The organism is Pedobacter sp. (assembly GCF_965249885.1).
Taxonomy (GTDB): Bacteria; Bacteroidota; Bacteroidia; order Sphingobacteriales; family Sphingobacteriaceae; genus Pedobacter.
The window spans coordinates 1,324,185-1,348,250 of sequence record NZ_OZ252254.1; the positions used below are offsets into that span (position 1 = coordinate 1,324,185).

Below are 24,066 nucleotides of genomic sequence, written 5' to 3' on the forward strand. Positions count from 1 at the left end.
GGCAAATCTAGTTTTAATCTTTTATATACCGAAATTTGATTTAAAGCACCGCGAACCTCCACTACAAAATTCGAATTTTCATCCATACAAAATCACCAATTAACGATACTTTTTAAAGTAATTAACTTTTACTAGCTTGCTTTGGCGTATGTTACACCAATTAAGGCTTCAACAAGTGTTACAAGTATTGGCGGCAGTGTCATTACTATTGCTCCCATTATTATTTTTTTATGGGCAAAATCAGAGCTATTACTTTAACACTACTGTATTGATAAAATATATTGGATTTTGTTTTATTTTTGGCAGCATTTACTTCTTTCATTCCTATTTTCTGTTTCCTAAGCTCTATGCAGAGAAAAAACTGCTGGCTTACATTGCTTGTCTTATCGTAATCTTAGCTGTAATTATAGCTATCCGACCGTTTGATTATTTCGTGGCCAGGTCTGGAAATCCGCCGCCACCATTCCAACCTCATAAATTCAACTACCCTCCGCTTCGCAATGAGCATGGACCAAAGCAGGGCGGCCCGCTGATAGATATTATTAGCGTTTTTATTTTCTTCATCATCATTATATTAGATACTAGCAAAGCTACTAACAAAGAATTGCGGCTAACTACAGAAAGGGCTTTAAAAGCAGAGGCAGAAAAAGCGCATGCCGAACTTTCGTTTTTAAAAGCACAGGTAAATCCCCATTTCCTTTTCAACATACTCAATAACATTTATACGTTAGCCATTATTAAGGATGAAAACACTGCGCCATCCATCATGAAACTATCAAGCATGATGCGATATTTAACCGATCAGGGCGGCGCTGACGAGGTTGATTTGGAAGAAGAAATTGCCTGCATGAGCGATTACATTGACCTACAGCGGTTACGCCTTACACAAAAAACAAATTTGATTTATGAAGTAACTGGCGATACCAGTCAAAAGAAAATTGCGCCCCTGACATTGATGGCCTTTGTTGAAAATGTGTTTAAGTACGGGATTAGCAACCATAAAAAAAACCAGTTGGTAATTAAGCTTTTCATAGCGCAAACTTTTGTTAACCTTTATTGCGAAAACACCATAAATCCTGAAAAGAAGGCAGAAAAACGAACAGGTATTGGCTTGGAAAACACTAAAAAAAGGCTAGGCTTCCTTTATCCAAACCGGCATATATTAGAGGTCACAAATGATCAAAAAGTATTTAAGATTAACCTAACCATCCATCTTAATTCATGAAAAAACTCAAGTGTATTGCCATAGATGATGAACCTTTAGCCTTAGCGTTAATTAAAACTTACGTTGATGCTACTGAACATTTACAACTGATAGGAACTTTCGAAGATGCTATTGCGGCCGCTGAACACCTGAACCATTTTCCTGTTGACCTGCTTTTTTTAGACATCAATATGCCAGATATCACTGGAATTGATCTATTCAAATCTTTGACGGTGAAGCCGATGGTGATTTTTACAACCGCATATAAAAACTTTGCGTTTGAAGGCTTCGAATTAAACGCTATCGATTACTTATTGAAGCCTATCGATTATATCCGTTTCAAAAAAGCGGTGCAAAAAGCGGTAGACTATCATCAATATCAAACGCAAAAAAGCATTGAAATGCCAGACGAATATTTATTCGTTTATGCCGAATATAAACTCATTAAAATAGAGGTTAAAGAAATTTTGTATTTGGAAAGCTTGGAAGATTATGTGAAAATCCATTTGATTAATGGCAAAATGATCATGACCTTAACTACCTTAAAAAAACTGATAGAAAAACTACCGGCAGATAAGTTCAAACGCATACACAGAAGCTACGTTGTTGCTATTAAGGCCGTAAAACAGGTAGCCAACCGCAAAGCTTACCTCAATAACAATTTTTCTCTTCCAATAAGCGACACTTATGTTTCGTTTATTAACGATTGGAAAAACGGACGGCTTTAACATTCCTTAACACTGCAGCTGCTTGTCGGGACAAAGCGAGCGATAATCGACACAGTTTTGTTACGATCAATCCCAAATTCCATCTTCGATAAGTGTTTCACCCAAGCTATTGAACATGGAAAGAAAAAATTTTTTAAGGAGTTTATTAATTGGAGCAGTTAGTACACCCGTTATTATGGACGCCTGCAAAAAATCTTCGGATACAGCAGCAACTACTACCACTGCCACCGGCGGCTCATCAACTAGTAATTGCGTGGTAGCTCCCACAGAGACCGAAGGCCCATTTCCAACGAAGGTACCAGCCTCTTACGTTAGAAGCGACATCACCGACGGCCGATCAGGCTATAAATTAACAGCCAAAATTACTATCGGCAACAGCAACAATAATTGTAATGCCTTAGCCGGCGCCATCGTTGACATCTGGCATTGTGACGCGGAAGGTAACTACTCGGAATATGGTGGCACAGGAATGCAATCTACCAACTACCAGTCGGTTCATTTTTTACGGGGCCGACAAACCACTGATGCCAACGGGTTAGTGACCTTCACTACCATTTTCCCTGGCTGGTACAGTGGAAGAGCTACACATATCCATGTACATGTTTATAACGCAGCTGGCACCTCGTTAAAGATTACTCAAATTGCTTTCCCCGAAGGTAGCGGATCGGCGGTGGCTTTGGTTAATGGTTATTCAAAGGGAATGAGTGGCTACACCTACAATAAAAACGATAATGTTTTCAGCGATGACTCCACCGGGATTGAAATTGCTACAGTTACCGGAAGCCTATCCGCAGGTTTTGAACTGAAAATGCAAATAAGCGTACCAGGGTAGCAAAAGATTTAATGAATGGGTTAGCCACTTAGCTATGCCCATTTTTAACGTTTGAAATATGGAAAAGAGCAGCATCATTACTCTGTGTTACCGTAAAATCATCAACATCAACAATGAAAAACCTTGGGATCAGCTGGTTTTTAAAGACTCGTATGCCGAACTAAAAATGCAGGCACAGTATTATAATGCTAAAAATGAATTTCGCACTTTTTCGCAGTTGCTTCAACACGCTCCAAATGCACAGCAACTCCATTTTTTAACCAGTGCCGCCGTTACACCTTACATCAGCCAGCTTAACGCCGTCATGCCTGATATCAGCAATAATTTAGGCAGGCTTTTTTTAAAGTTTAAGTCGTTCCGATTTGAGATCATCAACTCCGATTTCAATGATATAGAAAAGCACAGCGTTGCCATTAACTTTTTTAGTGAAGAACTTTATTTCTTAAATCAAATTGGCAGCTTCCTACTAACCACTACGGTAAATGGCGAAACAGATGAAAACGGCGCTATGCAAACCGAATTGTTCAACATTCCTCCATTCTTGAGCATTTGTAACATTAAACTATGATGACCATATCACCAGGCACTATTTTTCTCGCAGATCAACGAACTTTAGTGGAAAATCAACAACTAAGGAAATTTAGTGCATTTCGTCCTTTTAAAAACAATGGTAATGCTGTCACAGGTTTATATCTGTTTAACGATGAAATGTTGGCACCCAACGCAACCAGCGGGTTTTACACCGAGCAACCGGGTTTCCTTATCTTAATTCCAATCACCGGAACTATCAATTATTTCGATGATAAAGAAAATGACACCGAGGTAGAAGTTGGAGAAGGGCTGATGATTTTTTTGGAAAGCAACACTTTTGTTAAACTTACGAATCCTTATGCCACAGAAGTGATCAGCTACTTAGTTATTGGTATCAAACAAAAACAATTAGAGCCTAGCTCGCCAGTTTTCTTTACTATCGACCTATCTAACCAGAACACCTTTGCTACGCTGAGTCCAAGCGCTGCGCCTTTCAAAATCTGCATGGCACAATTTAGCGGTCGTGGAGAAAATGAATATCTGCTTAATCAGCAGCGAATCTTTTACCTATACGTGCTGGCAGGCGCTTTCGAAATTGAGGGCAGGCTATTGCATGATAGGGATGGGCTTTGTTTATGGCATACAGAAAAAGTAGAGATGGAAGCACTGAGTAACCATGCCACTATCATCACGGTCGAATTGCCAACTTAGCTTATTTCATATTTTATCTGCCTCATCCGCAGAAAGCAATATCTTTGCGGTATGAATATCTTACTCATCGGTTCGGGCGGAAGAGAGTGTGCTTTTGCCTGGAAATTAAGCCAATCTGAAAATTGCAAAAATTTGTTTATTGCTCCGGGTAACGCTGGCACAGCAAATTACGGCAAAAATGTAAATATCAACCCTAACGATTTTGAAGCAGTAAAAGCACTTGCACTGAAAGAGCAGATAGATTTATTAGTGGTAGGTCCGGAAGAGCCTTTGGTTTTAGGTATTCATGATTTTTTCGCTGCTGATGAAGCCTTGGCACACATCCCAGTAATTGGCCCTAAAAAAGAAGGTGCTATTTTAGAAGGAAGTAAAGATTTCTCCAAGCAGTTTATGGAACGCCACCATATTCCAACGGCTAAGTCAAAATCGTTCACTAATGAAAATTTAGAGGAGGGATTAGCCTATTTAGCACAGCACAGTTTGCCAATTGTCCTAAAAGCTGACGGTTTGGCGGCTGGAAAGGGCGTACTGATCATCGACAATCATCAGGAGGCGCAGGACGAACTTAGGTTGATGTTGGATGGCAAGTTTGGTAAAGCCGGATCGACCGTAGTAGTAGAAGAGTTTCTTACCGGAATAGAACTTTCAGTTTTCGTATTAACTGATGGAAAAAACTATGTGATTTTGCCCGAAGCGAAGGATTACAAGCGTATTGGACAAGGAGACACAGGTTTAAACACAGGTGGCATGGGATCGGTTTCTCCAGTGCCATTTGCCAATGCTGAATTTCTAAATAAAATCGAAGAACGCATCATTAAGCCTACGGTAAACGGATTAGCAAGCGAAGGTATTGATTACACTGGCTTTATTTTCTTTGGCTTAATTAAAGTGGGCGATGAGCCTTATGTGATTGAATATAATGCTCGTATGGGCGATCCTGAAACAGAAAGTGTGATGCTGCGAATAGAAAACGATTTGCTAGAATTATTTATGGCTTGTGCCAATAAAAACTTAGGTAACTATCAAATTAAAATCAGCGAAAAAAACGCTGCTACCGTAATGATTGTTGCTGGAGGTTACCCTGGCGATTACGAAAAAGGCAAGGTAATTACTGGCTTGGATAACATCAGAGATTCTTTCGCTTTTCACGCTGGAACTACTACAGAAGGAGGCTTGGTAAAAACTAATGGTGGAAGGGTACTTGCGATCAGCTCATTAAAAGATTCGCAATTTGAAGCTTTGCAATGCGCAACTGCTGACGCAGCCAGAATCTACTTTGACGGCAAATATTTTAGAGAAGATATCGGATTTGATTTAATGTAAATCCACAATTCGAGGAAATTATTTCTCAATTATCAACATTTTTCGTAACCTTGTGTTTAAGGTGCAATTAACCCATTTCCCAACTAAGCACTTTGCGAACTGCTTAGTTGGGATTTTCTTTTTATCAGCTACCTATTCGGTTAATTGGCATGCTTTTTTAGTGTTTAAGTTTTTTATTGTAGCTTGAAAAAAACATTACATAGCGCCATTTTTTACACCATCCTTTTCTTAGGACTGATTTCGCCTATGCTTGTTTTTTCGCAACAAGATACACCAAAAAGAGTATCAGTTGTTGTTACCGCTAAAGAAATCAGCCCTGACAAACAATTAGTTCAGGTGCCAGCGGACAACCTTCCAAAAACGATTAGCAAACCAATTTTCAGAAGGAGTACAAAACCTACTGAAAAAACAATTTCCGACACCTATGTTGCAGTTGCAAAAGCTCCCGTAGAAACAATAAAGGCTGAAAAAAAATCAGTAAAAACCACTGTAAAACCAAAACCGGAAAAACCTGCGGTAGCTACAGAAGAAACTAAGGCAATTGCGCCTGCACCTACAGACAACAGTGCCAATCAGCAATTCGGCGCAGGCAGCACCCAAAATACAGCGTCCAAAACAACTGATTCCATCTCCCCTGCGGATGATATATCCATCAGTAAAACTGTGCAACAAATCGGGGAAAAAACGATTACCACTATTAAAGCTAGAAAAGACAATAAGGAGCTAGCAACATTTACGCATAGCTCAAAAGTTAACTCCATCAGCTACATTTGGATTGGCTGCTTTTTAATTATTGCTGGTGTAGTTTTAGGCTTGCTCTTTGGAAGGCCAGCATTTTTGATTTCATTTGTTGGCGTAGTTTTTATCACGCTAGGGTTAGTAATATAAAAAAGCCCCCTGCTTTTACAACAGGAGGCTTCTCATTCAAAATAGTTTATACCTTATTTAGTCTTTTTATCGAGAATTTCAGAAAGCTTGTTCTGTAAAGCACTTCCTCTTAAATCCTTTGCTATAATTTTACCGTTCGGATCAATTAGGAAATTTGCAGGAATACTTTTAATTCCCCACGCAGAAGAAACTGCATTGTTCCATCCCTGTAAATCAGAAACATGAGTCCAAGTTAATTGATCAGCTTCAACAGCTTTCAACCAAGCTTCTTTAGTTGTTCTGGTATTACCTCCATCTAAAGAAACCCCTAAAACCGTAAAGTTTTTATCTTTAAACTTTTGGAATGCCTCTACTACATTAGGATTTTCCTGTCTGCAAGGACCACACCAAGATGCCCAAAAATCAACTAACACGTATTTTCCTTTAAAGTCAGATAGCTTAACCGGTTTGCCGTCAGCATCATTTTGCGCAAAATCCATTGCCATTACCCCTACGGCCGTTTTCTTAGTCGCTTCAATGGTTGAAGGTATTGCTTGTCCAATTTTTGTAGCCTTCAGTTCAGGCGAAAGTGTAGCGTAAAGTTTTTCAACATCGCCAACAACCTTATCATTGCCAGCTAAAGAATTCAATTGAACCAAGCTGATATAAGACTTAGGGTTTTCCTTTACAAACTTTAAATAAATTGGCGTTTTTTGATCTCTGATAACGTTAAACTTACCAATCAAAGCATCCATAACCACCTTGTCTTCTTTTTGCTCCTTAGTATATTTTGCGTATTCATCATTAAGTACCTTCTCTTGGTCTGTAAACGACTTTAGCATGGCGCTTAATTTTGCATTGTCGATATTTGCAGCAGTGCCACCTGCAACAGCAGATTTCAAGCTATCGGCACTATTCAAAGTAATATTACCAGGCTCGATATATAAAGCCGTGTAATCCATGTTTTTAGTATTGGCACCTTTTACATAAGGATTTATTTTGTTAAAAACATTACCCATTACTGGAGATGTCACTTTACCTTTAAATTCGAAAGCGCCATTGTTCACTATAGCAGAATCTGTTAAACGCTGTCCGTTTTCAGCGAAAACTAAATATATTTTACTGCCATTGGCTACAGATTTAGCGCTACCTTTTAAGGTAAAATCTGATTGAGCCATTAATGCCATTGGGGCTAGCATTAGGGCCGAAAGAATTACTTTTTTCATTGTTTTTTAATTTGTTTTAAAGATGTAGGGCATAATTATTTAGCCCTTATCTATCTAGTGATATAAGTTGTAAATCAAATATACGGATATCCGTTAAATTATTTGTAACTATTAGGTTAGTTTTTGATAGGTGCGCCACCATAGGTCTGGCATTTCTCCATTAACAGCGGTGTTATAATCATCGTACTTGCATGGCACTAAATGAAACCGCTCATTTTTAGAGCCATTAGCAGGGTAAGGCACTTGCATCCACCACCTGTCGGATTTCTTGCTTTTCACGAAATTCACTTCGGTAGCGCCATCATTCACACTTGCACGATAAATAATGTATTGGGATTTCGGAGTTAAAGGAAAATCCTTTTTTCTATTGTAGAAACCGTCCATAAAATACCAAACCACCTGCGATAACAACATGGCTGTTTGGCTACTTCTATCAAATACAGGGTTAAATTCGTAAAAGCCGATAGATGTAAGCTTGTCACTCATACCCGCATAACGGGCAATGCGACAGGCATCCTCTCCGTAAAAACCGTTTGGCACCATGTTCGCATTAGCACAAGCATCGCTAGAACGAATCGCTCCCATATCGAAACTTACCATATTCGCATTACGAATGACTGGTTCAGACACCGACAAATCCGAAACAAATTCACCCAAGCGGTGTACATCAAAATAAAGTTTATCCATCACCCGCAAACTATCCTGACTTACGAAATAGGTTTGATAGCCCATATTGCTAAAATTGAACAAGTAGTTGGGCTGATGTAGAAAAATTTTACTCAGATAACTCTGGGATGTCGTCGCAACATCCTCGGTTTCATCCTGCTCTAAATCAAAGCGGTTATCTACCACCAGCAAATCAACTTTTTGCTCTAAATTTTCGTAACCCATATATTGCGCATAGGTAATATCTTGGCCACCACCAATGATAATCGGCACAATATTCAGCTTGATCAATTCCGAAACGACATTTTTTACGGCAAAATAAGTATCAGAAACTGCTTGCCCTGCAATGATGTTTCCTAAATCAACTATCTTGGTTGAAGCTTGCCCTTCATTTAAGAGATAAAACTGTTCTCGAAAATAATCGGGCGCCAAAGCACATCCATTATTATTCACGGCTCCTCGATCATCTTTTACTCCAATAATTGCTAAATCGTACTTCCCTTCTTCCAATTCGGGAAAGCTATCGGTAAAAAATTCCACCTTCATTCCTAGTTGGCTGGTTAGGAAACCATGCTTAGGTGTAAATTTTTCAATATCTATTGGTGAAAAAAAATCGGATAAAGTCATAAAGCCACTAAATGTTTGCCCTCAAATATCTATTTTTGAGCGCATATTTCAACACAAAAAATGAAATGATACTCGTTACAGGGGCAACAGGTTTTTTAGGAGCAGAGTTAGTAAAGCAACTTACCGAGCAGAATTTAACAGTTCGGGCTATCAAAAGAAGCAGCTCTGTAATTCCATCGATACTTAAAAACAATCCGCTTGTAACTTGGCACACCGCCGACATTAACGAACCCGAGAGCTTGATTGACGCATTTGACGGCGTAACCAAGGCTTACCACTGCGCTGCATTCGTTTCTTTCGACTCAAAGGACAAAGCCAAACTTCAAAAAATCAATATCGAAGGCACCGCCAATGTGGTGAACATTTGCCTGGATTTGAATGTGCGCCTACTACATGTGAGCTCAATTGCGGCATTAGGAGATGCTAAAGTTGGCGAGCTTATTTCTGAAAAGCATTTTTGGGATTACAACCCCAAGGCACACAATTACGCCATATCTAAATACCAAGGTGAAATGGAGGTTTGGCGTGGCATAGCCGAAGGACTAGACGCATTGATTGTAAATCCCGCAGTTATTATTGGCAAAAGCGCTGGCTATAATGGCAGCGGAGCCATTTTCAAGCTGGTAAAAGAAAGTTTAAATTTTTATACCGATGGCGCTACTGGCATTGTAGATGTTGAAGATGTAGCCAGATGCATGATTTTATTGATGGAAAGCGAAATTAGCGCAGAACGATTTACACTTAGTGCGGGGAATTTACATTACAAAGATTTTTTTGCCGAAATTGCGAGAAGCTTCGGCGTTAAAGCTCCTGCAAAAGAAGCGAAACCTTGGATGCTTGGTTTAGCTTGGCGAGCTGCAAAATTGGCTTCGCTATTTACAGGAAAACCTGCAGCACTCACCAAAGATGCCGCCCGCAGCAGCTTTAATTTAAGTTATTATACCAACCAAAAAGTAACCGAAACACTCAATTATACATTTAAACCACTAAACCAAAGCATCGCTGAAGTTTGCAATGCCCTTAAATAATGAAACAACAAAACTTTTATATCATTGATTTCGACAGTACGTTTACTCAAGTAGAAGCGCTAGATGAGTTAGCACGAATCTCATTAGCTAAGCATCCCGATAGAGAAGCCATTTACCAAAAAATTGAAGATTACACCAATTTGGCGATGGAGGGCAAACTCTCTTTTTCTGAAAGCTTGGCTCAACGAGTAAAACTATTGGAAGCCACTGAGGAGCATTTACAAAAACTGATCAAGCATTTGAAAAAGAAAGTGTCAAAATCTTTTTCACGCAATGCCGAGTTTTTCAAAAAACATGCTGATGAAGTATTGATTGTTTCGGGAGGATTTAAAGAGTTCATCACGCCAGTGGTGAGCCAATATCACATCAAAAAAGAAAATATCTACGCCAACACTTTTGTGACTACCGGCGATGGCAAGATCATCGATTATGACCACGCCAATCCGTTAAGTGAGGAGGGTGGAAAAGTAAAATTAATGCACCAACTGCAGCTACAAGGTAATCTATACGGCATTGGTGATGGCTATTCTGACTATCAGTTACGCGAAAGTGGCTTGATTAAAAAGTTCTACGCGTTCACAGAAAATATTGCCCGTGAAAGTATTGTTACCAAAGCCGACCATGTAACGCCAAGTTTTGATGAGTTTTTGTACGTTAACAATTTGCCAAGGGCGATATCTTACCCTAAAAATAGGATTCTGTGTTTGGTTATTGGAGATGTAAATGCCGATAGTATTGCTTTTTTAAAGAAAGACGGTTTCTCTATTCGCCATAAAACAGAATTTGAGGAAAAGTACGTTGGTGATGTGGGCATGCTACTATTGGCCAACGGCGAAAAAATTGATGATGAGAAATTGAAAAGAGCGGTGAAGCTAAAAACAATAGGTTATTTAGGCAGTGCAAAAAACAAATTCTCGTTGCAAATTTGTAGTGAAATGGGCATTGTAGTATTTGATGATCCTAAAGGCAACCCAAGGAACTCCTTATTTATTCCAAAGCGTGTAGCTGATTTCATGAACAAAGGCACTACTTATTTGAGCAGTAACTTTCCTAATTTACAGTTACCAGCTATCGATAAATCACATCGTTTGATTCACATCCATAAGAACGTACCGGGTATTATGGCTCAAATCAATAATATTTTTGCTAAACACAACATTAATATCGTTGGCCAATTTCTAATGACCAAAGGTGATATTGGCTACGCTATTACCGATATCAATGCCGAGTACGACAAACAGTTGTTCAAATCCTTAAAGAAAATTGAGCATACTATTAAATTTAGAGTGTTGTATTAAAATTTAACTAAACTTTTTTAAGTTTAAGCCCCTGTCATTCTGAGCGCAGCGAAGAATCTACTAATGATGTGTAATTTAGACTCAGATTCTTCGCTGCGCTCAGAATGACAAAACGGACTAAGAAGAGTTCCACATGACTTTACTATCGTCAATACATATCTCCAACTTCACGCTTATCATCGATAGGCCAAGCTAGCTTATTGTCTTTTCAAACAGTTGCTGAACTAAATTTTATGCAGCATTCCGCTTCGCTATAAATCAGCATGACCCAAACTAGACCGTCATCCTCAACTTGTTTCTGGATTAGTTAGGATAAACACACAGGTTAAACTGTAAAGACAATACAAAATGGAATTAACTCCACAGATTAAAGAAAAATTAACCCTGCTTCAAGAAAAATACGAAGCCATGGGACAAGATATGGTCTCTTATTTAGACGGCCTTTTATATGCAGATTTCCTTACATATTGGGACTATATACATTTGGACACTTTGCTGAGCTTGCAAAGCCCAAAAACGCCTTTCCCCGATGAGGAAATTTTCATCATGTACCACCAAATTACCGAGCTATACTTTAAACTTTCGCTGCACGAATGCAAACAAATAGCTACAAACGAAAATCTCACAGCTAATTTTTTCACTGAAAGGGTGAAAAGGATCAATGCTTATTTCAATGCTTTAACCACTTCATTTGAGGTGATGGTAAATGGCATGGAAAAGGAACAATTCCTAAAATTCCGCATGTCATTGCTTCCTGCTAGCGGTTTCCAAAGCGGGCAATACCGGATGATAGAAATTTCAGCCACCGACTTTAGCCAACTGGTAGACAAAAGTAAGCGCAACGAATTAGCCAATGCCAGTATCGAGGAAAAATTTGAATACATTTATTGGAAATTTGGCGCCACAGAATTGGCTAGCGGAAAGCAAACCCTAACGTTAAAGCAATTCATTAACAAGTATGCAACGCAATTTTTAGCGTTAGCAAAGGAACGTGAACATAGCAATTTTGCATCGCTTTACAAACAATTGGAAGCTAAAGGCGAAGATGTTGAAGAACTTGCCGAGGAACTACGCAAGCTGGATCTTTACGTGAATGTCGAATGGCCTTTATCTCACTACAAATCTGCAGTGCGCTACCTTGAAAAAGATCCTGTAGACATTGCGGCTACAGGTGGTACAAACTGGCAAAAATACTTACCTCCTCGTTTTCAGAAAAGAATTTTCTACCCGTTTTTATGGACTGAAGAGCAGATGGAAGAATGGGGAAAAGGCTGGGTACTTAGTGTGTTGCAAACACTTAAAAACAAACAATAATTCTTCTAAAAAAGCTAAAAAACACTTGATTTTTAGTACTTTTGCAGCAAAATAAGAGCATCGGTATAAACAAAATGCCGCTGCTCGCATAAATTTCTATAAAATGACCGAAACATTAGACATCAAAGTAACCAAGGCTGAGCAAACTCGCCTTACTGTTACTGATTTTTCGCAGTTGCCATTCGGTAAAGTGTTTACCGACCACATGTTTTTGTGTGACTATGAAGATGGTGAATGGAAAAACCCTAGAGTAGTTCCTTATGGTCCAATCCCTATGAGCCCAGCAATTTCTGCGCTGCATTACGGACAAGCCATTTTTGAAGGTATTAAAGCCTACCGACTGCCTGATGGGAAAATCAGCATTTTTAGAGCTGATAAGAACTTCATTCGTTTTAATAAATCGGCTAGAAGAATGGCAATGGCTGAAGTGCCAGAAGAAATCTTTATGCAAGGAATGGCTACCCTAATTAACGTTGACGAAAAATGGGTTCCTAACCAAGAAGACTACGCACTTTATATTAGACCTGTAATGTATGCTACTGATCCTTATTTAGGCGTTAGACCGTCAGACAGCTATACTTTTGCAGTATTAACCACGCCAACCGGCAAATACTACAACAAAGCATTACGAGTTAAAATAGAGACCGAATTCACCAGAGCTGATGACGGCGGTGTAGGTTTTGCTAAAACTGCAGGTAACTACGCTCGCTCTTTATACCCATTTGAGGAAGCAAGAAAAGAAGGTTTTGACCAATTGATCTGGACTGATGCTCAAACTCATGAATTTATTGAAGAGGCTGGTACTGCAAACTTGATGTTCGTAATTGATGGTAAGTTAATTACTCCTGCAGTGAGAACTACCGTATTAAATGGCGTAACAAGAGATACCATTATCCAATTAGCTAAAGCTGAGGGCATCACAGTAGAAGAAAGAAGATTATCTGTAAAAGAGATCATCGAGGGAATTGAAAATGGCAAGTTGACAGAAGCATTTGCTGCTGGTACAGCTGCTACCGTTACCCATATTGGCGAAATTGGTTACGAAGGTAAAACTTACACGCTAACTGATGTAGAAACAAGACACGTTTCAAATGGCATCGCTAAAAAGTTAAATGACATTAAGTATGGTCTAGCTCCAGATACTTTTGGATGGAACTGGGTAATTTCTTAATCAGAAGATCATAAAGTAGAAGCCTCGGATTTTATTCGGGGCTTATTTATTTGCTTTCAATCTCAACTCTCTACGCATCCTTCTTCGCTCCCTGTCATCCTTCATGTTTTCGAATTTTGTGATATAGTTTTTGATTTCATGCTCCTTTTGGACACTAAAGCCAACACTATGTTTTACACCTTGAAACAAGCTGCGCCAAATGAAGTTAAAAAAGGAATTGGTTGGCTTACGATTATAATTAATGGTGGCTAAGGTCAGCTTTCCATCATCTGACGGGTTATCGGAATAAATGACCATAGCATTAGCCAACAAAGAAAGTATGCCTAAGCGCTTGAGCCGCTGACCACCTTCGTGACGCTTCATCAATCCAATGGATAAATCGTTGTAAATAAACTCCACTTTTCCTTTAGCTACATCTTCATTGGCAGAAATATCAAACGCAAAACGCCTAATCAAACAGCTCTTAATGATAAGCATCGCCAAAGGTTTTGTGATGTAGTTAAGCTGCCGTCCGTCCATATTAACCAACTGCCCTTTGTAAGAAAAATCTGCCTTAGGAGCCAATACATTAAACTTAAAATTGACATTGAGTTTGCCTTGCCCCATCAAATAGCTTTCTAAATTGGCCTCAATAATTGGATTTTTCCGCTTTACTTTTGGCTGGTTAGTAACATTACTGATGATGCCTGAGATATTCTTAAAATTGATCTGCCCTCTTTGTCCGCTTTGTTGGTCAAACTCAGCATAACTGATATTCAATTTGTTGAGCTTTATTTTTTTTACTGTAGTATGTATCCCTATTTTTTGAAGGAGCTGATGAGGAAACTTACCTGTTTTATCCTTCATCAACTTAGGATAGGAATTATCGTTAAATACGGATAAACTGCCATCAGCGACAGCCATTTCATCAGCAATAAGCTCTCTATTTTTGATGTAAGCAAACAAGTTGATGCCGTAAAAATCGATATTACTTAGTTTAAGAGAATACCGATCCCTAGCATAACCATTCACCTTGGCGAAATCTTTTTCGGAGTAACGAGGTTCCAACGAAAATTCTTTAATGTTTAACTTCTTTTGAGAAGCACTAAACTCAAACTGATTAGCCTTGATGTAGTACATGCTATCAGGGGTGGCAAAAGTGTAATTATTGAGATACACGTAGGCATCTTTCAACAAATAAAATCGGCTTTTATCCTTAGCTGAGGTGCTGTCAATTAACCAATCCTTTAACGTAATGGTGATATTCGAAATTGTATCAGTTTCTGGTACAGCGCCATTGCGGTTGATGTATTTAAAACTGGCATTTTTAAAATCGATGGTTTCTACCTGCACTGATTTGAAAATTTTCTTTACGTAGTCATAAGGCGACTGGTCAGGTTGTGGCGGCTTACTTTCATTAAACGATAGTGATTTGTTCACCATTGTAATTTGAGGGCGATCAAAAAGTAGCAGTTCAATGTCGAGCTTCTTATCGAAGTAGATGCTAAAGGGATGAAATCTTTTGATCCGCAACTTCTGCAAACTGATGAAATAGAGATTATTTGGTGCCTTACGCTGCGTTATCAATTTTTTGTACACCAGCGTATCAGGAATTAAACTTACATCTGTTAGCGATGCATTGCCAGTTAAGGGGTTAACCATTACTTTCTCGAAACGGATATCGTACAGTCCGTTTGTAGCCTTTTTTACCACGGCAGCTAGCTCACGCTGAACAAAAGGCTTAATTTTATAGGAAACATACCAAGCCGTTAAGCCAGTTAGTACCAGAAAAAAAATCAATACGCCAGAAACCCACTTCCACTTTTTTCTATTATAAAACAGCGCCTTAAAATTCATTAACAGTACCGAGATTAATCAACCCCAATATACATATTTATTACAATTATTAAGTTGTCTTATAAGGCAACTTTTTATATGTTTGACGACCCTATGAATAAAGTAAGACAAGTTTTCTTGTATAAAAATTACTTTTTTGATTTTTTCCGAAATCAAAAACAAAAAGTTAGAGATAAAATTACATGGACTTTAAAATTAATTGAAACGTTACATCAACTGAATACCTATAGCATATTGAAGGCACTAATGGCCTTTACGAAATTAGGGTAAAATCTGGAAGTGATATTTTTAAAATATTTTGCTTTTTTGATGATGGAAAACTAATTGTACTAGCAAATGGTTTTCAGAAAAAGAGCCAGAAAACGCCCAAGTCTGAAATTGAAAAAGCGAATAAAATTAAGATGCAATATGAAAGTGAAAAATGATTTAAAATCTCTCGATCAGTCTATAGACGAGCAATATGACAAAAAGGGAACTAAAAAGAGGCTTAAGTTCGAAAACGGCTACGAAGAGTTCAAATTAGGTTTTTTAATACAGCAGGCTAGATTAGAAAAGGGTTTAACGCAGGAGCAACTTGCAGAAAAGATTGGCACTAACAAAGGTTACATCTCAAAAGTTGAAAACAATATTAAAGATGTGCGTCTTTCCACAATTCAGAAAATTGTTGAGCTAGGTTTAGGTGGAAAATTAGAGCTATCGATAAAAATATAACCTCACTTCTTTTTCTTCGGATCCGGCATCTTTTTCATTGGTACAATTCCAATACCTACAATTTCACGCATTCCTTTGAACACGGTCTTCCACATTACATTGAAAAATGATGCTTGAGGAGGGCGCTCGTGTGTGACATTCGCAAATCGTCCTTTTTCTCCTGGGATATTATCATCCTTAATAAGCAACGTATTCGCTAAAAAGGACAGTAATCCCTTTTTCTTTTCATTGCCATCGGCATCTTGTCCAAGCATTTTTATTTTTAAATCTTGATAATAGAAATACACCACGCCTTTTGAACCGCTGCTGTTAGCAGATACGTCAAAACTAGCAGATGTTACCCTTCCACTTTCAATAGCGATTTGCCCTAACGGTTTTGAAATTGCATTTAACGCTGGCAAATTGAAGCTGCCTACCTTTCCTTTGTAGCTAAAAGCGCCATTATTAGATAATAAGTTAAAGTCAATGGTTACGTTGAGTTTAGCGGCTCCCATTACATAGGTTGTCAAGTCGGCATAAGCGTGTCCTTTTTTACTTAACCTCGCACTATCGTTAGTTAAGTTATTTACCACACCATGCAAACCATCTAGTTTAATTGTACCTATTTCTTTTGTTTTGGGATTGTATTCGCCATACGCCACATTTACCTTAGCTATTTTCAATTGCTCAACAATAGTTGGAATGGGCAACCGTTTTAAAGCCATGTGCGGGAAATTGCCCGACTTATTTAAGCTAGAAGGTGGCAGCTCTCTATTCATAAAAACATTCACTTCCGCTGGGCCAAGTTCAATTTGCTTAACATGAAGTTCCCCGTTGGCATTTAAGCCCACATAATCTACGCCTGAAATGCTAATTTTTTTAAAATCAAGATCGTATCTGTCCTTTTGCACACTGTACTTCTTACTGAACTCAATTTTAGGATATTTAGGCACCATTTTAAACCCTCGCACTTCTAAATCTTTGCCCGTAATAGATCCTCTCAAAGTATCCAACTTCAATGTGTAAAGTTTATCTTTAGTGTCAGACTGATAACCAATCAGTTCAAATCCAATGTTTTTACTATGAAAAATACGAGTAGTATCAAACTGCGCCGCCGAATCAATTAAAATATCTTTTACATTAACCGATAAATGCTTAATGGCGTTCAACTTTTTCTGCCCGTTGTAATAATCAAAATCGGCATCGATTACTTTTATTTGTGCTACCGCAATTGACTTTAAAGATTTAGAAATTTGTTGATAAAGTGTTTTTTCATCTTTTATAGTATCGGGACGCTTAGGCACCTTATGATACACCATATCTATCGACGGATGATCCAAGACGATGGCATTTAGCTCAATTTTTTTCTTGAAATAAGCAGTTAAAATCCCTACTCGGGCAACTTTTAAATGTGCTAGCTTTATCCTAAACAAATGCGTTGGCGCTTGCTTTTGGGCTTTTAATTGATTGAAGATATTGGTATCTGGCACTAAACTAATGCTATCCAATACGGCAGTTCCTGTTAAAACATTAAGGTGTATATCCTTAAAATTAATTTGGTATAAACCGTTGGAAGCGTTGTGCACACCTTCTTTTATTTTTGAAGTAAGCATTGGCTTCCATTTTGCACTTAATATAAGGGCTCCAATTCCCAATAAAATGATGATCACGCCAAAAATACCGCCCAGCCAGTACCAGAACTTGCGCCTGCGGTAAAATGTATTTTCGCCCATAAGGTTTTCTGTTTGTAACCTTAAAGACAAAAAAAATGGGGCATTGTTTTTTAAAGCTTAAAACACAGCAAGTCTTTTACATAAGATGAAAAACACGCATCTATAATTTCTCAACTGATTAGCGATATCGATTAAAAAACACAGCGATGAAATTCTAATAGCTTCCGAAGAGACCAAGTGAGTGAATTGTTAACGAATTATAAAATTACTGCCATTCTGTCATTTTTAATTTAATTTTAGTACTTTTGAGCCCCACAAAATGTATATTAATGATTGATTTTAAGCTTCAGGATAAAACACACGACGAAAGCCGACAAGGTGAAGCACTAGTACTGGAAAAAAAGGGAGATGGAAAAAAGCTTTACATCGAAAGCTACGGCTGCCAAATGAATTTTGCAGATAGTGAAATTGTGGCTTCTATACTTTCGGAAACTGGTTTTGAGACTACTTCTGATTACCAAAATGCTGATGTTATTTTCATTAACACTTGCTCTATCAGAGAAAATGCGGAGCAGCGTGTACGCAACAGGCTATCGCAGTTTGGAAAAGAGAAACGCAAGAATCCGAAGCTGGTAGTTGGCGTTTTAGGCTGCATGGCTGAACGCTTAAAATCTAAATTTTTAGAAGAAGAAAAGTTAGTTGATGTAGTAGTAGGCCCCGATGCTTACCGTGATTTACCAAAGCTAATTAACGAGGTAGAAGATGGCCGTAAAGCCGTTAATGTGATTCTTTCCCGTGAAGAAACCTACGCAGATATTAGTCCAGTACGCTTAACAGGAAACGGCATTAGTGCTTTCATTTCTATTACTCGTGGTTGCGACAACATGTGTTCGTTTTGTGTGGTGCCTTTTACCCGCGGACGTGAGCGCAGCAGAGATCCCCAAACCATCCTTAACGAAGCCCGTCAGTTATTTGAACAAGGTTACCGTGAGGTTACGTTGTTAGGACAAAACGTTGATTCCTATTTTTGGAAAGATGGCCAAGAGGTAAAAAGTAAAGCTGACGATTTACAAGATGACATGAACACCTTAACTGGTGATGCGCTTTTAGAAGCTTTAGTTAACAAAACTGATTTGCCAGAAAAACGTGGTGATCATCATCATGAAAACTTGGAAGGCTCGGTAAATTTTGCTCAACTGATGGCCATGGTGGCAGAAATCAGTCCCGAATTAAGGGTTCGGTTCTCTACATCGCACCCTAAAGATATTACCGACGAAGTATTACACACCATTGCTAAATACGATAATATCTGTAACTACATCCACTTACCTGTTCAGAGCGGTAACAGCAGGATATTGAAGTTGATGAACCGCACATATGATAGAGCGTGGTATATGAATCGTGTTGATGCCATCAAGCAAATTATTCCAGGCTGTGCCATTTCAACTGATATCATCACGGGTTTTTGTACTGAAACCGAAGAAGAACACCAAGATACCTTGAGCATGATGGATTACGTAACTTACAGCTTCGCTTATCAGTTTGCTTATTCAGAACGCCCTGGAACTTTAGCAGCACGCAGGTACAAGGATGATATTCCAGAGGAAGTGAAACTACGGAGATTAAATGATATCATCCAGAAACAACAGGAAGGTTCACATGCCTACATCAAAAATTTTGTTGGCAAAACAGTGAAAGTATTAGTGGAAGGGTTCTCGAAAAAATCTGATAAGGAATACCGCGGACGAAACGATGAGAATGTGATGGTTGTTTTCCCTGTTACTGATTTTGTAAAACCAGGCGAATACGCAAATGTTTTAGTAGAACGCTGCACCACTGCTACATTAATTGGCAAAGCAGTCTGATTTTAGAGTTAGGATTTTAGTATCAACCCGATATCTAAAACCATAATTCAAAAATGACAGACATAAAAACATTAGTTAATTCACGATTTTAGATTTACAAGCAACATCACTGTCGTAAATCTAATTCGTAAATCTAGGATAATGGATACACAAAGCATCAAACAACGCTTCGGCATCATTGGCAACTCGCCATTGTTAAACCGAGCTATAGATACAGCAAGCCAAGTTGCACCTACCGATATGTCAGTATTAATTACGGGCGAAAGCGGTAGCGGTAAAGAAGTTTTCTCGCAAATCATCCATCAGTTAAGCGCTCGCAAGCATGGTGCTTTTATCGCCGTAAACTGCGGTGCCATTCCAGAAGGCACCATTGATTCAGAACTTTTTGGCCACGAAAAAGGGTCCTTCACAGGTGCCCATGAAGCTAGAAAAGGTTACTTTGAAGTCGCTAATGGTGGCACTATATTCTTAGACGAAGTTGCCGAACTTCCTTTAGGTACCCAAGCTCGTTTACTTAGGATTTTGGAAAGTGGAGAATATTTGCGGGTGGGCTCGTCGAAAGTACAAAAAACCGACGTACGCATTATTGCTGCAACTAATGTTGATGTTTATGACAGCGTAAAAAAAGGCAAGTTCCGTGAAGATTTGTACTACAGGTTAAATACCGTGCCTTTGCGCATTCCACCGCTTAGAGAACGCAAAGACGATATCTATCTCTTATTCAGGAAATTCGTATCTGATTTTAGCAACAAATACCGCACCCCTGGCATACAGCTTGAAAATGATGCTGTACAAATGTTAAGTAATTACAGTTGGCCGGGTAACGTAAGGCAGTTAAAAAATATTGCTGAGCAAGTTTGTGTACTTGAAAAAGACAGAAACGTAACTGCACAAGCGCTTTTAAACTACATTCCCAACGAACAGAACAACAACCTGCCAATGGCCGTAAATACTTCTAGCAAAGAAGATTTTTCTGAGCGAGACATCCTTTATAAAGTTTTATTTGACATGAAGAAGGATATGGTAGAGCTTAAAAAATTGGTGGCAGAAATCATACAGAATGGCGGTGGCAATATGGCTCATGTTATTGCCGACAATCCGCAGTTCATCAATCAGCTGTATCAAGAAGTAGATTCGAACAATCATTCTGCCGAGCCTACGTTAACGATCAAACATCCTTCGCAAAGCAATCCAAACGACTATAATTTTGCTCATGATGCCGAAGAGGTTGAAGAGTCACTATCTTTAGTTGATAAAGAGTCTGACTTGATCAAAAAGGCATTGAAAAAGCACAAAGGCAAACGCAAATTTGCGGCGCAGGAGTTAGGAATTTCCGAGCGTACACTTTACAGGAAAATAAAAGAGCTAAATTTATAGGTCGATGAAAAAAATATTTTTGCTTTTAGCGGTAGTATTGGCTTTTGCTAGCTGTAGCTATAAATTTAATGGAGCGTCAATTCCTCCAACTATGAAAACCATCAATGTAAGGTTCTTTGAAAACAGAGCTCCTTTGGTAGTACCAGCCTTGGCCCAAACTTTTACGGAAGATTTAAAAGAACGTATTCGTACGCAAAGCAGGCTCAGCATTACTACTGGCGAAGCCGACGCCATCATGGAAGGTGAAATAACAGGTTACGACATTAAGCCTATTGCCTTTACTGATAACCGTCAACCTACAGCTGGTGCCAATCGTTTAACCATTACGGTGTCGGTAACTTATACCAACAACCTAGATACTGGGAAAGTAAAAACCAGCTTTAAAGAATCGTTTAGTGCCTTTAAAGATTTTACCTTATCTGGTGGAACTTTACAAAGTCAAGAACAGACCTTAATCAAACAGGTAAATCAACAACTTACCGAAAATATTTTTAACCGTGCCTTTGCGCAATGGTAAACTTTTATTTTTCAATTGTTAACTTAGCGCAATGGAGTTGAAAATAGAGATGAAGCAGCAATTGGACCAGTTACTTGCCAAGCCAGCAAAGGTGACGCAAAGCGACATTCCAATGTTGCAGGAACTTATAGCAACTTATCCCTACTATCAACCCCTATATCTATTACTGGCAAAAGCCTCTAAAGATACTGCTCAACAACAGGAAGCTTTAACCAAAGCCGCACTTTACAATAACGGCCATATTTTACACAGGGTGATTCACTTGCCGCAACAACTAAGCATACAGCAAAATGTTGAAGTAATCCAATATCCTACTTGGACCAAAGTGTACGCCAAGGCTTCAAATGAAGATGTTCCAGTTACGCCTAGCACGGAAAATGTTTTTATAGACGATGCGCCTGAAATAGAAAATTTAGCTCCGCTTGCTCACGAAACTATTGCGTTTGAAATTCCAACGGAAGTTGCTGATAATAAAGTTGAGGAGCAGGTTGAAGAAACGACATCAAACACCGCAGCTGTTAATAATGATTTTCCTTTCCCGGAGATTGAAAACATTGAACCTTTACAAAGCGAGATCATCAAAGTTTGTGAAGCTCCTTCGGCGATAGCAGATCCTGTTACAGCGGAGTCGGACGAGCAAGAGACCTTTGAAGAAATTAATGAGCTCGTAATCCCTGAAGATTTTGTAGCTGCCGATAAACCGGAAATTGAAGACATTACTAATCCACAACCAGATAAAGAAACAGAATTAGCGGAAGATCGCTTTAGTGCAGAAACTTTTGCTGCAACTGATTTTTTTGCATTTGATTTAAGCTCCACAGTTACTGAAGAAGCGCAAGTTACTGAGGATGTAAATACCGCTGACGAGCAACCGGAAGTTGAGGAACCTGCTCCGGCAGAAGAAACGGCTACAGAAAATGTAATCAGCAAATATGATGACGACAAACTGCCATTTACTTTTTTATGGTGGTTGGCCAAAACCCGTAAAGATCATGAGCAAATTTTCCGACCTTTTGTTTCGAGCACTAAAGGTTTGGCACCAGCGCAACATTTGCAGCAGCAGTACGTGGAAAACATCTTTCATTTACAAGCACCTTTTGAGCTAGAAAATGAACTGGAAAAGCCAGCAGAACCAAAAAACAAAAAGGAAAATGAAATCATCGAATCTTTTATTAAAAATGATCCGCAGATAAAAGCCTTACCACCAAATCAAATTAATACAGAAAATAAAGCCAAAAAAAGTGCAGAGGATGGCAATGATTTGGTATCGGAAACCTTGGCACAAATTTATATCGAGCAAATGCTTTATCACAAGGCGATAGATACTTATCAAAAATTAAGTTTGAAATTCCCAGAAAAAAGCCGTTACTTTGCCGACCTTATACAATCTTTAGAAAAGAAAATTTAAAATTACTGCAACATATGTTAACCTTAGTTATTATTTTATTAGTCATTGCTTGCGTAGGGCTGGGCCTATTCGTTTTGATTCAGAACCCAAAAGGTGGCGGTTTAGCTACTGGTGGCGCTAGCAGCAACATGTTTGGCGTACAACGTACTGGCGATGTTCTAGAAAAAGGCACATGGATTTTATTGGCATTTATTGTGGTATTTTCACTAGCAATTACCGCAATGAGCAAATCAGGTTCAACTGGTGGTACAGGCTCAAAAATTGATGATCATATCAACAAAGCGGCTACACCTTCTCCAATTGGCGGTGCGTTACCAACAAAATCTGCAACTCCGGCTGCTACACCTGCAAAAGCTGATAGCACAAAAAAATAAGCTTTAATTAAAGCGAATATAAATGTAGCTCCCTAGTTAACCGCTAGGGAGTTTTTTTGTACCGTTATTTCTGGATGTGATCATTATAAGCACTTTAAAAAATGACGATGGAATTTGGCCATTCTCGATTTCTTTTCAGAGCCCGTTGCTAAATAGCCCCGACAGCAATGGAAAGCCCACAGGCTAGCGTAGCGCAGCCGAGGACTTGTAATGTATGGCGGGACTATAATGGCATAGCTACACAGGATTTGCGCTCCATCAACATGGCATATCGGCAACAACAACTCTGTCACTCTGACACGCAAAAAATCCCGCTTTTTTTACTTAACTGACATTACGGTGAAAATTTGTCAAGTCAACTCTATTGGCACAAAAAGTGATAAAACCTTAACAGTTAAAATTAAATCATTTATAAAACCAATAATATTATTAGAGTTATGGCTTTAAATTTAAAACCAATTGGAGACAGGATTGTAGTAGAAGCTGCTCCTGCCGAAGAAAAAACAGCGTCGGGTATTTATATTCCTGATACCGCTAAAGAAAAACCTCAACAAGGAACTGTAGTTGCTGTTGGTGCTGGTAAAAAAGATGAACCAATGACTGTTAAAGTTGGTGACGTGGTGCTTTACGGCAAATTCGCTGGTACTGAAGTATCACACGAAGGGAAAGAATATTTAATTATGCGTGAAGGCGATATTTACGCGGTAATTGGCTAGGAAATTGAAATGTTGTAACGTTAAAATGTTGCAATGTTTTATCGATTAGGAGTTGAAACTTTTCAGCTTTCAAACATTAAAACT

General features: G+C 38.7%; 23 protein-coding genes. 19 read left to right on the top strand and 4 right to left on the bottom strand.

The genetic code is table 11. The annotated features are described in order from the left end of the window. Positions 1-148: 148 nt before the first annotated feature. The 7 genes from ACY2A0_RS05590 to ACY2A0_RS05620 all read left to right on the top strand — a co-directional run bounded on the left by ACY2A0_RS05590 (position 149) and on the right by ACY2A0_RS05620 (position 6,217). The gene (locus tag ACY2A0_RS05590) at positions 149-1,225 is read left to right on the top strand and encodes a sensor histidine kinase (RefSeq protein WP_461788569.1); all 1,077 of its coding nucleotides are present in this window, start codon (positions 149-151) and stop codon (positions 1,223-1,225) included. Next, entirely contained in the window at positions 1,222-1,932 is a 711-nt protein-coding gene (locus ACY2A0_RS05595) for a LytR/AlgR family response regulator transcription factor (protein WP_461788570.1), read from the top strand. Before ACY2A0_RS05590 ends, ACY2A0_RS05595 begins: the two co-directional genes overlap by 4 nt. 115 nt (positions 1,933-2,047) lie before the next feature. Then, on the top strand, positions 2,048-2,764 hold the full coding sequence (locus ACY2A0_RS05600; protein ID WP_461788571.1) for a dioxygenase family protein: 717 nt from the start codon (positions 2,048-2,050) through the stop codon (positions 2,762-2,764). A 58-nt stretch (positions 2,765-2,822) separates the two neighbouring features. Further along, on the top strand, positions 2,823-3,332 hold the full coding sequence (locus tag ACY2A0_RS05605) for a hypothetical protein (protein ID WP_461788572.1): 510 nt from the start codon (positions 2,823-2,825) through the stop codon (positions 3,330-3,332). Next, positions 3,329-4,006: a pirin family protein gene (locus ACY2A0_RS05610; RefSeq protein WP_461788573.1), complete on the top strand. Its 678-nt coding sequence runs from the start codon at positions 3,329-3,331 to the stop codon at positions 4,004-4,006. The genes ACY2A0_RS05605 and ACY2A0_RS05610 overlap by 4 nt, the downstream gene beginning before the upstream one ends. A 51-nt stretch (positions 4,007-4,057) precedes the next feature. Further along, entirely contained in the window at positions 4,058-5,329 is a 1,272-nt protein-coding gene (gene purD, locus ACY2A0_RS05615) for a phosphoribosylamine--glycine ligase (protein WP_461788574.1), read from the top strand. Positions 5,330-5,512: 183 nt separating this feature from the next. Beyond that, positions 5,513-6,217, top strand: a complete 705-nt coding sequence (locus ACY2A0_RS05620; protein ID WP_461788575.1) for a hypothetical protein — start codon at positions 5,513-5,515, stop codon at positions 6,215-6,217. A 53-nt stretch (positions 6,218-6,270) separates the two neighbouring features. Here ACY2A0_RS05620 and ACY2A0_RS05625 read toward each other — a convergent pair whose 3' ends face one another. Next, positions 6,271-7,422 (bottom strand): redoxin domain-containing protein, encoded by a 1,152-nt coding sequence (locus ACY2A0_RS05625; protein WP_461788576.1) that lies wholly within the window; start codon positions 7,420-7,422, stop codon positions 6,271-6,273. 111 nt (positions 7,423-7,533) lie between these two features. Beyond that, positions 7,534-8,715: a formimidoylglutamase gene (locus ACY2A0_RS05630; protein ID WP_461788577.1), complete on the bottom strand. Its 1,182-nt coding sequence runs from the start codon at positions 8,713-8,715 to the stop codon at positions 7,534-7,536. Between the two features lie 65 nt (positions 8,716-8,780). Between ACY2A0_RS05630 and ACY2A0_RS05635 the strand changes: the two genes are divergently transcribed. The 4 genes from ACY2A0_RS05635 to ACY2A0_RS05650 all read left to right on the top strand — a co-directional run bounded on the left by ACY2A0_RS05635 (position 8,781) and on the right by ACY2A0_RS05650 (position 13,526). Then, positions 8,781-9,743, top strand: a complete 963-nt coding sequence (locus tag ACY2A0_RS05635; protein WP_461788578.1) for an NAD-dependent epimerase/dehydratase family protein — start codon at positions 8,781-8,783, stop codon at positions 9,741-9,743. Beyond that, positions 9,743-11,041: an HAD family hydrolase gene (locus tag ACY2A0_RS05640; protein WP_461788579.1), complete on the top strand. Its 1,299-nt coding sequence runs from the start codon at positions 9,743-9,745 to the stop codon at positions 11,039-11,041. The genes ACY2A0_RS05635 and ACY2A0_RS05640 overlap by 1 nt, the downstream gene beginning before the upstream one ends. A 348-nt stretch (positions 11,042-11,389) precedes the next feature. Further along, positions 11,390-12,355: a tryptophan 2,3-dioxygenase family protein gene (locus ACY2A0_RS05645; RefSeq protein WP_461788580.1), complete on the top strand. Its 966-nt coding sequence runs from the start codon at positions 11,390-11,392 to the stop codon at positions 12,353-12,355. 103 nt (positions 12,356-12,458) lie between these two features. Beyond that, positions 12,459-13,526 carry a branched-chain amino acid aminotransferase gene (locus tag ACY2A0_RS05650; protein ID WP_461788581.1) on the top strand — a complete coding sequence of 356 codons (1,068 nt, stop codon included), beginning with the start codon at positions 12,459-12,461 and terminating at the stop codon, positions 13,524-13,526. Between the two features lie 42 nt (positions 13,527-13,568). Here ACY2A0_RS05650 and ACY2A0_RS05655 read toward each other — a convergent pair whose 3' ends face one another. Continuing rightward, entirely contained in the window at positions 13,569-15,362 is a 1,794-nt protein-coding gene (locus ACY2A0_RS05655; protein WP_461788582.1) for a hypothetical protein, read from the bottom strand. Positions 15,363-15,655: 293 nt separating this feature from the next. Here ACY2A0_RS05655 and ACY2A0_RS05660 point away from each other — a divergent pair, with 293 nt between their 5' ends. Both ACY2A0_RS05660 and ACY2A0_RS05665 read left to right on the top strand, forming a co-directional pair. Further along, positions 15,656-15,787: a type II toxin-antitoxin system RelE/ParE family toxin gene (locus tag ACY2A0_RS05660; protein ID WP_461791039.1), complete on the top strand. Its 132-nt coding sequence runs from the start codon at positions 15,656-15,658 to the stop codon at positions 15,785-15,787. Further along, positions 15,771-16,073, top strand: coding sequence for a helix-turn-helix domain-containing protein (locus ACY2A0_RS05665; RefSeq protein WP_461788583.1), 303 nt, complete (start codon positions 15,771-15,773; stop codon positions 16,071-16,073). Before ACY2A0_RS05660 ends, ACY2A0_RS05665 begins: the two co-directional genes overlap by 17 nt. A 2-nt stretch (positions 16,074-16,075) precedes the next feature. Here ACY2A0_RS05665 and ACY2A0_RS05670 read toward each other — a convergent pair whose 3' ends face one another. Then, positions 16,076-17,785 carry an AsmA family protein gene (locus tag ACY2A0_RS05670; protein WP_461788584.1) on the bottom strand — a complete coding sequence of 570 codons (1,710 nt, stop codon included), beginning with the start codon at positions 17,783-17,785 and terminating at the stop codon, positions 16,076-16,078. 269 nt (positions 17,786-18,054) lie between these two features. On the opposite strand from ACY2A0_RS05670, the gene ACY2A0_RS05675 reads away from it, so the two are divergent. The 6 genes from ACY2A0_RS05675 to ACY2A0_RS05700 all read left to right on the top strand — a co-directional run bounded on the left by ACY2A0_RS05675 (position 18,055) and on the right by ACY2A0_RS05700 (position 23,982). After that, a complete protein-coding gene (locus tag ACY2A0_RS05675; RefSeq protein WP_461788585.1) occupies positions 18,055-19,590 on the top strand; it encodes a MiaB/RimO family radical SAM methylthiotransferase in 1,536 nt (511 codons plus the stop codon). 141 nt (positions 19,591-19,731) lie between these two features. Further along, positions 19,732-20,967: a sigma-54 interaction domain-containing protein gene (locus ACY2A0_RS05680; protein WP_461788586.1), complete on the top strand. Its 1,236-nt coding sequence runs from the start codon at positions 19,732-19,734 to the stop codon at positions 20,965-20,967. 4 nt (positions 20,968-20,971) lie between these two features. After that, complete coding sequence (locus ACY2A0_RS05685) at positions 20,972-21,484, top strand: LptE family protein (RefSeq protein ID WP_461788587.1); 513 nt, start codon at positions 20,972-20,974, stop codon at positions 21,482-21,484. A 31-nt stretch (positions 21,485-21,515) separates the two neighbouring features. Beyond that, positions 21,516-22,892 (top strand): hypothetical protein, encoded by a 1,377-nt coding sequence (locus ACY2A0_RS05690; RefSeq protein ID WP_461788588.1) that lies wholly within the window; start codon positions 21,516-21,518, stop codon positions 22,890-22,892. A 14-nt stretch (positions 22,893-22,906) separates the two neighbouring features. Continuing rightward, entirely contained in the window at positions 22,907-23,266 is a 360-nt protein-coding gene (secG, locus tag ACY2A0_RS05695; protein WP_461788589.1) for a preprotein translocase subunit SecG, read from the top strand. 437 nt (positions 23,267-23,703) lie between these two features. Continuing rightward, complete coding sequence (locus ACY2A0_RS05700; protein WP_113636866.1) at positions 23,704-23,982, top strand: co-chaperone GroES; 279 nt, start codon at positions 23,704-23,706, stop codon at positions 23,980-23,982. The last annotated feature ends 84 nt before the right edge of the window (positions 23,983-24,066 follow it).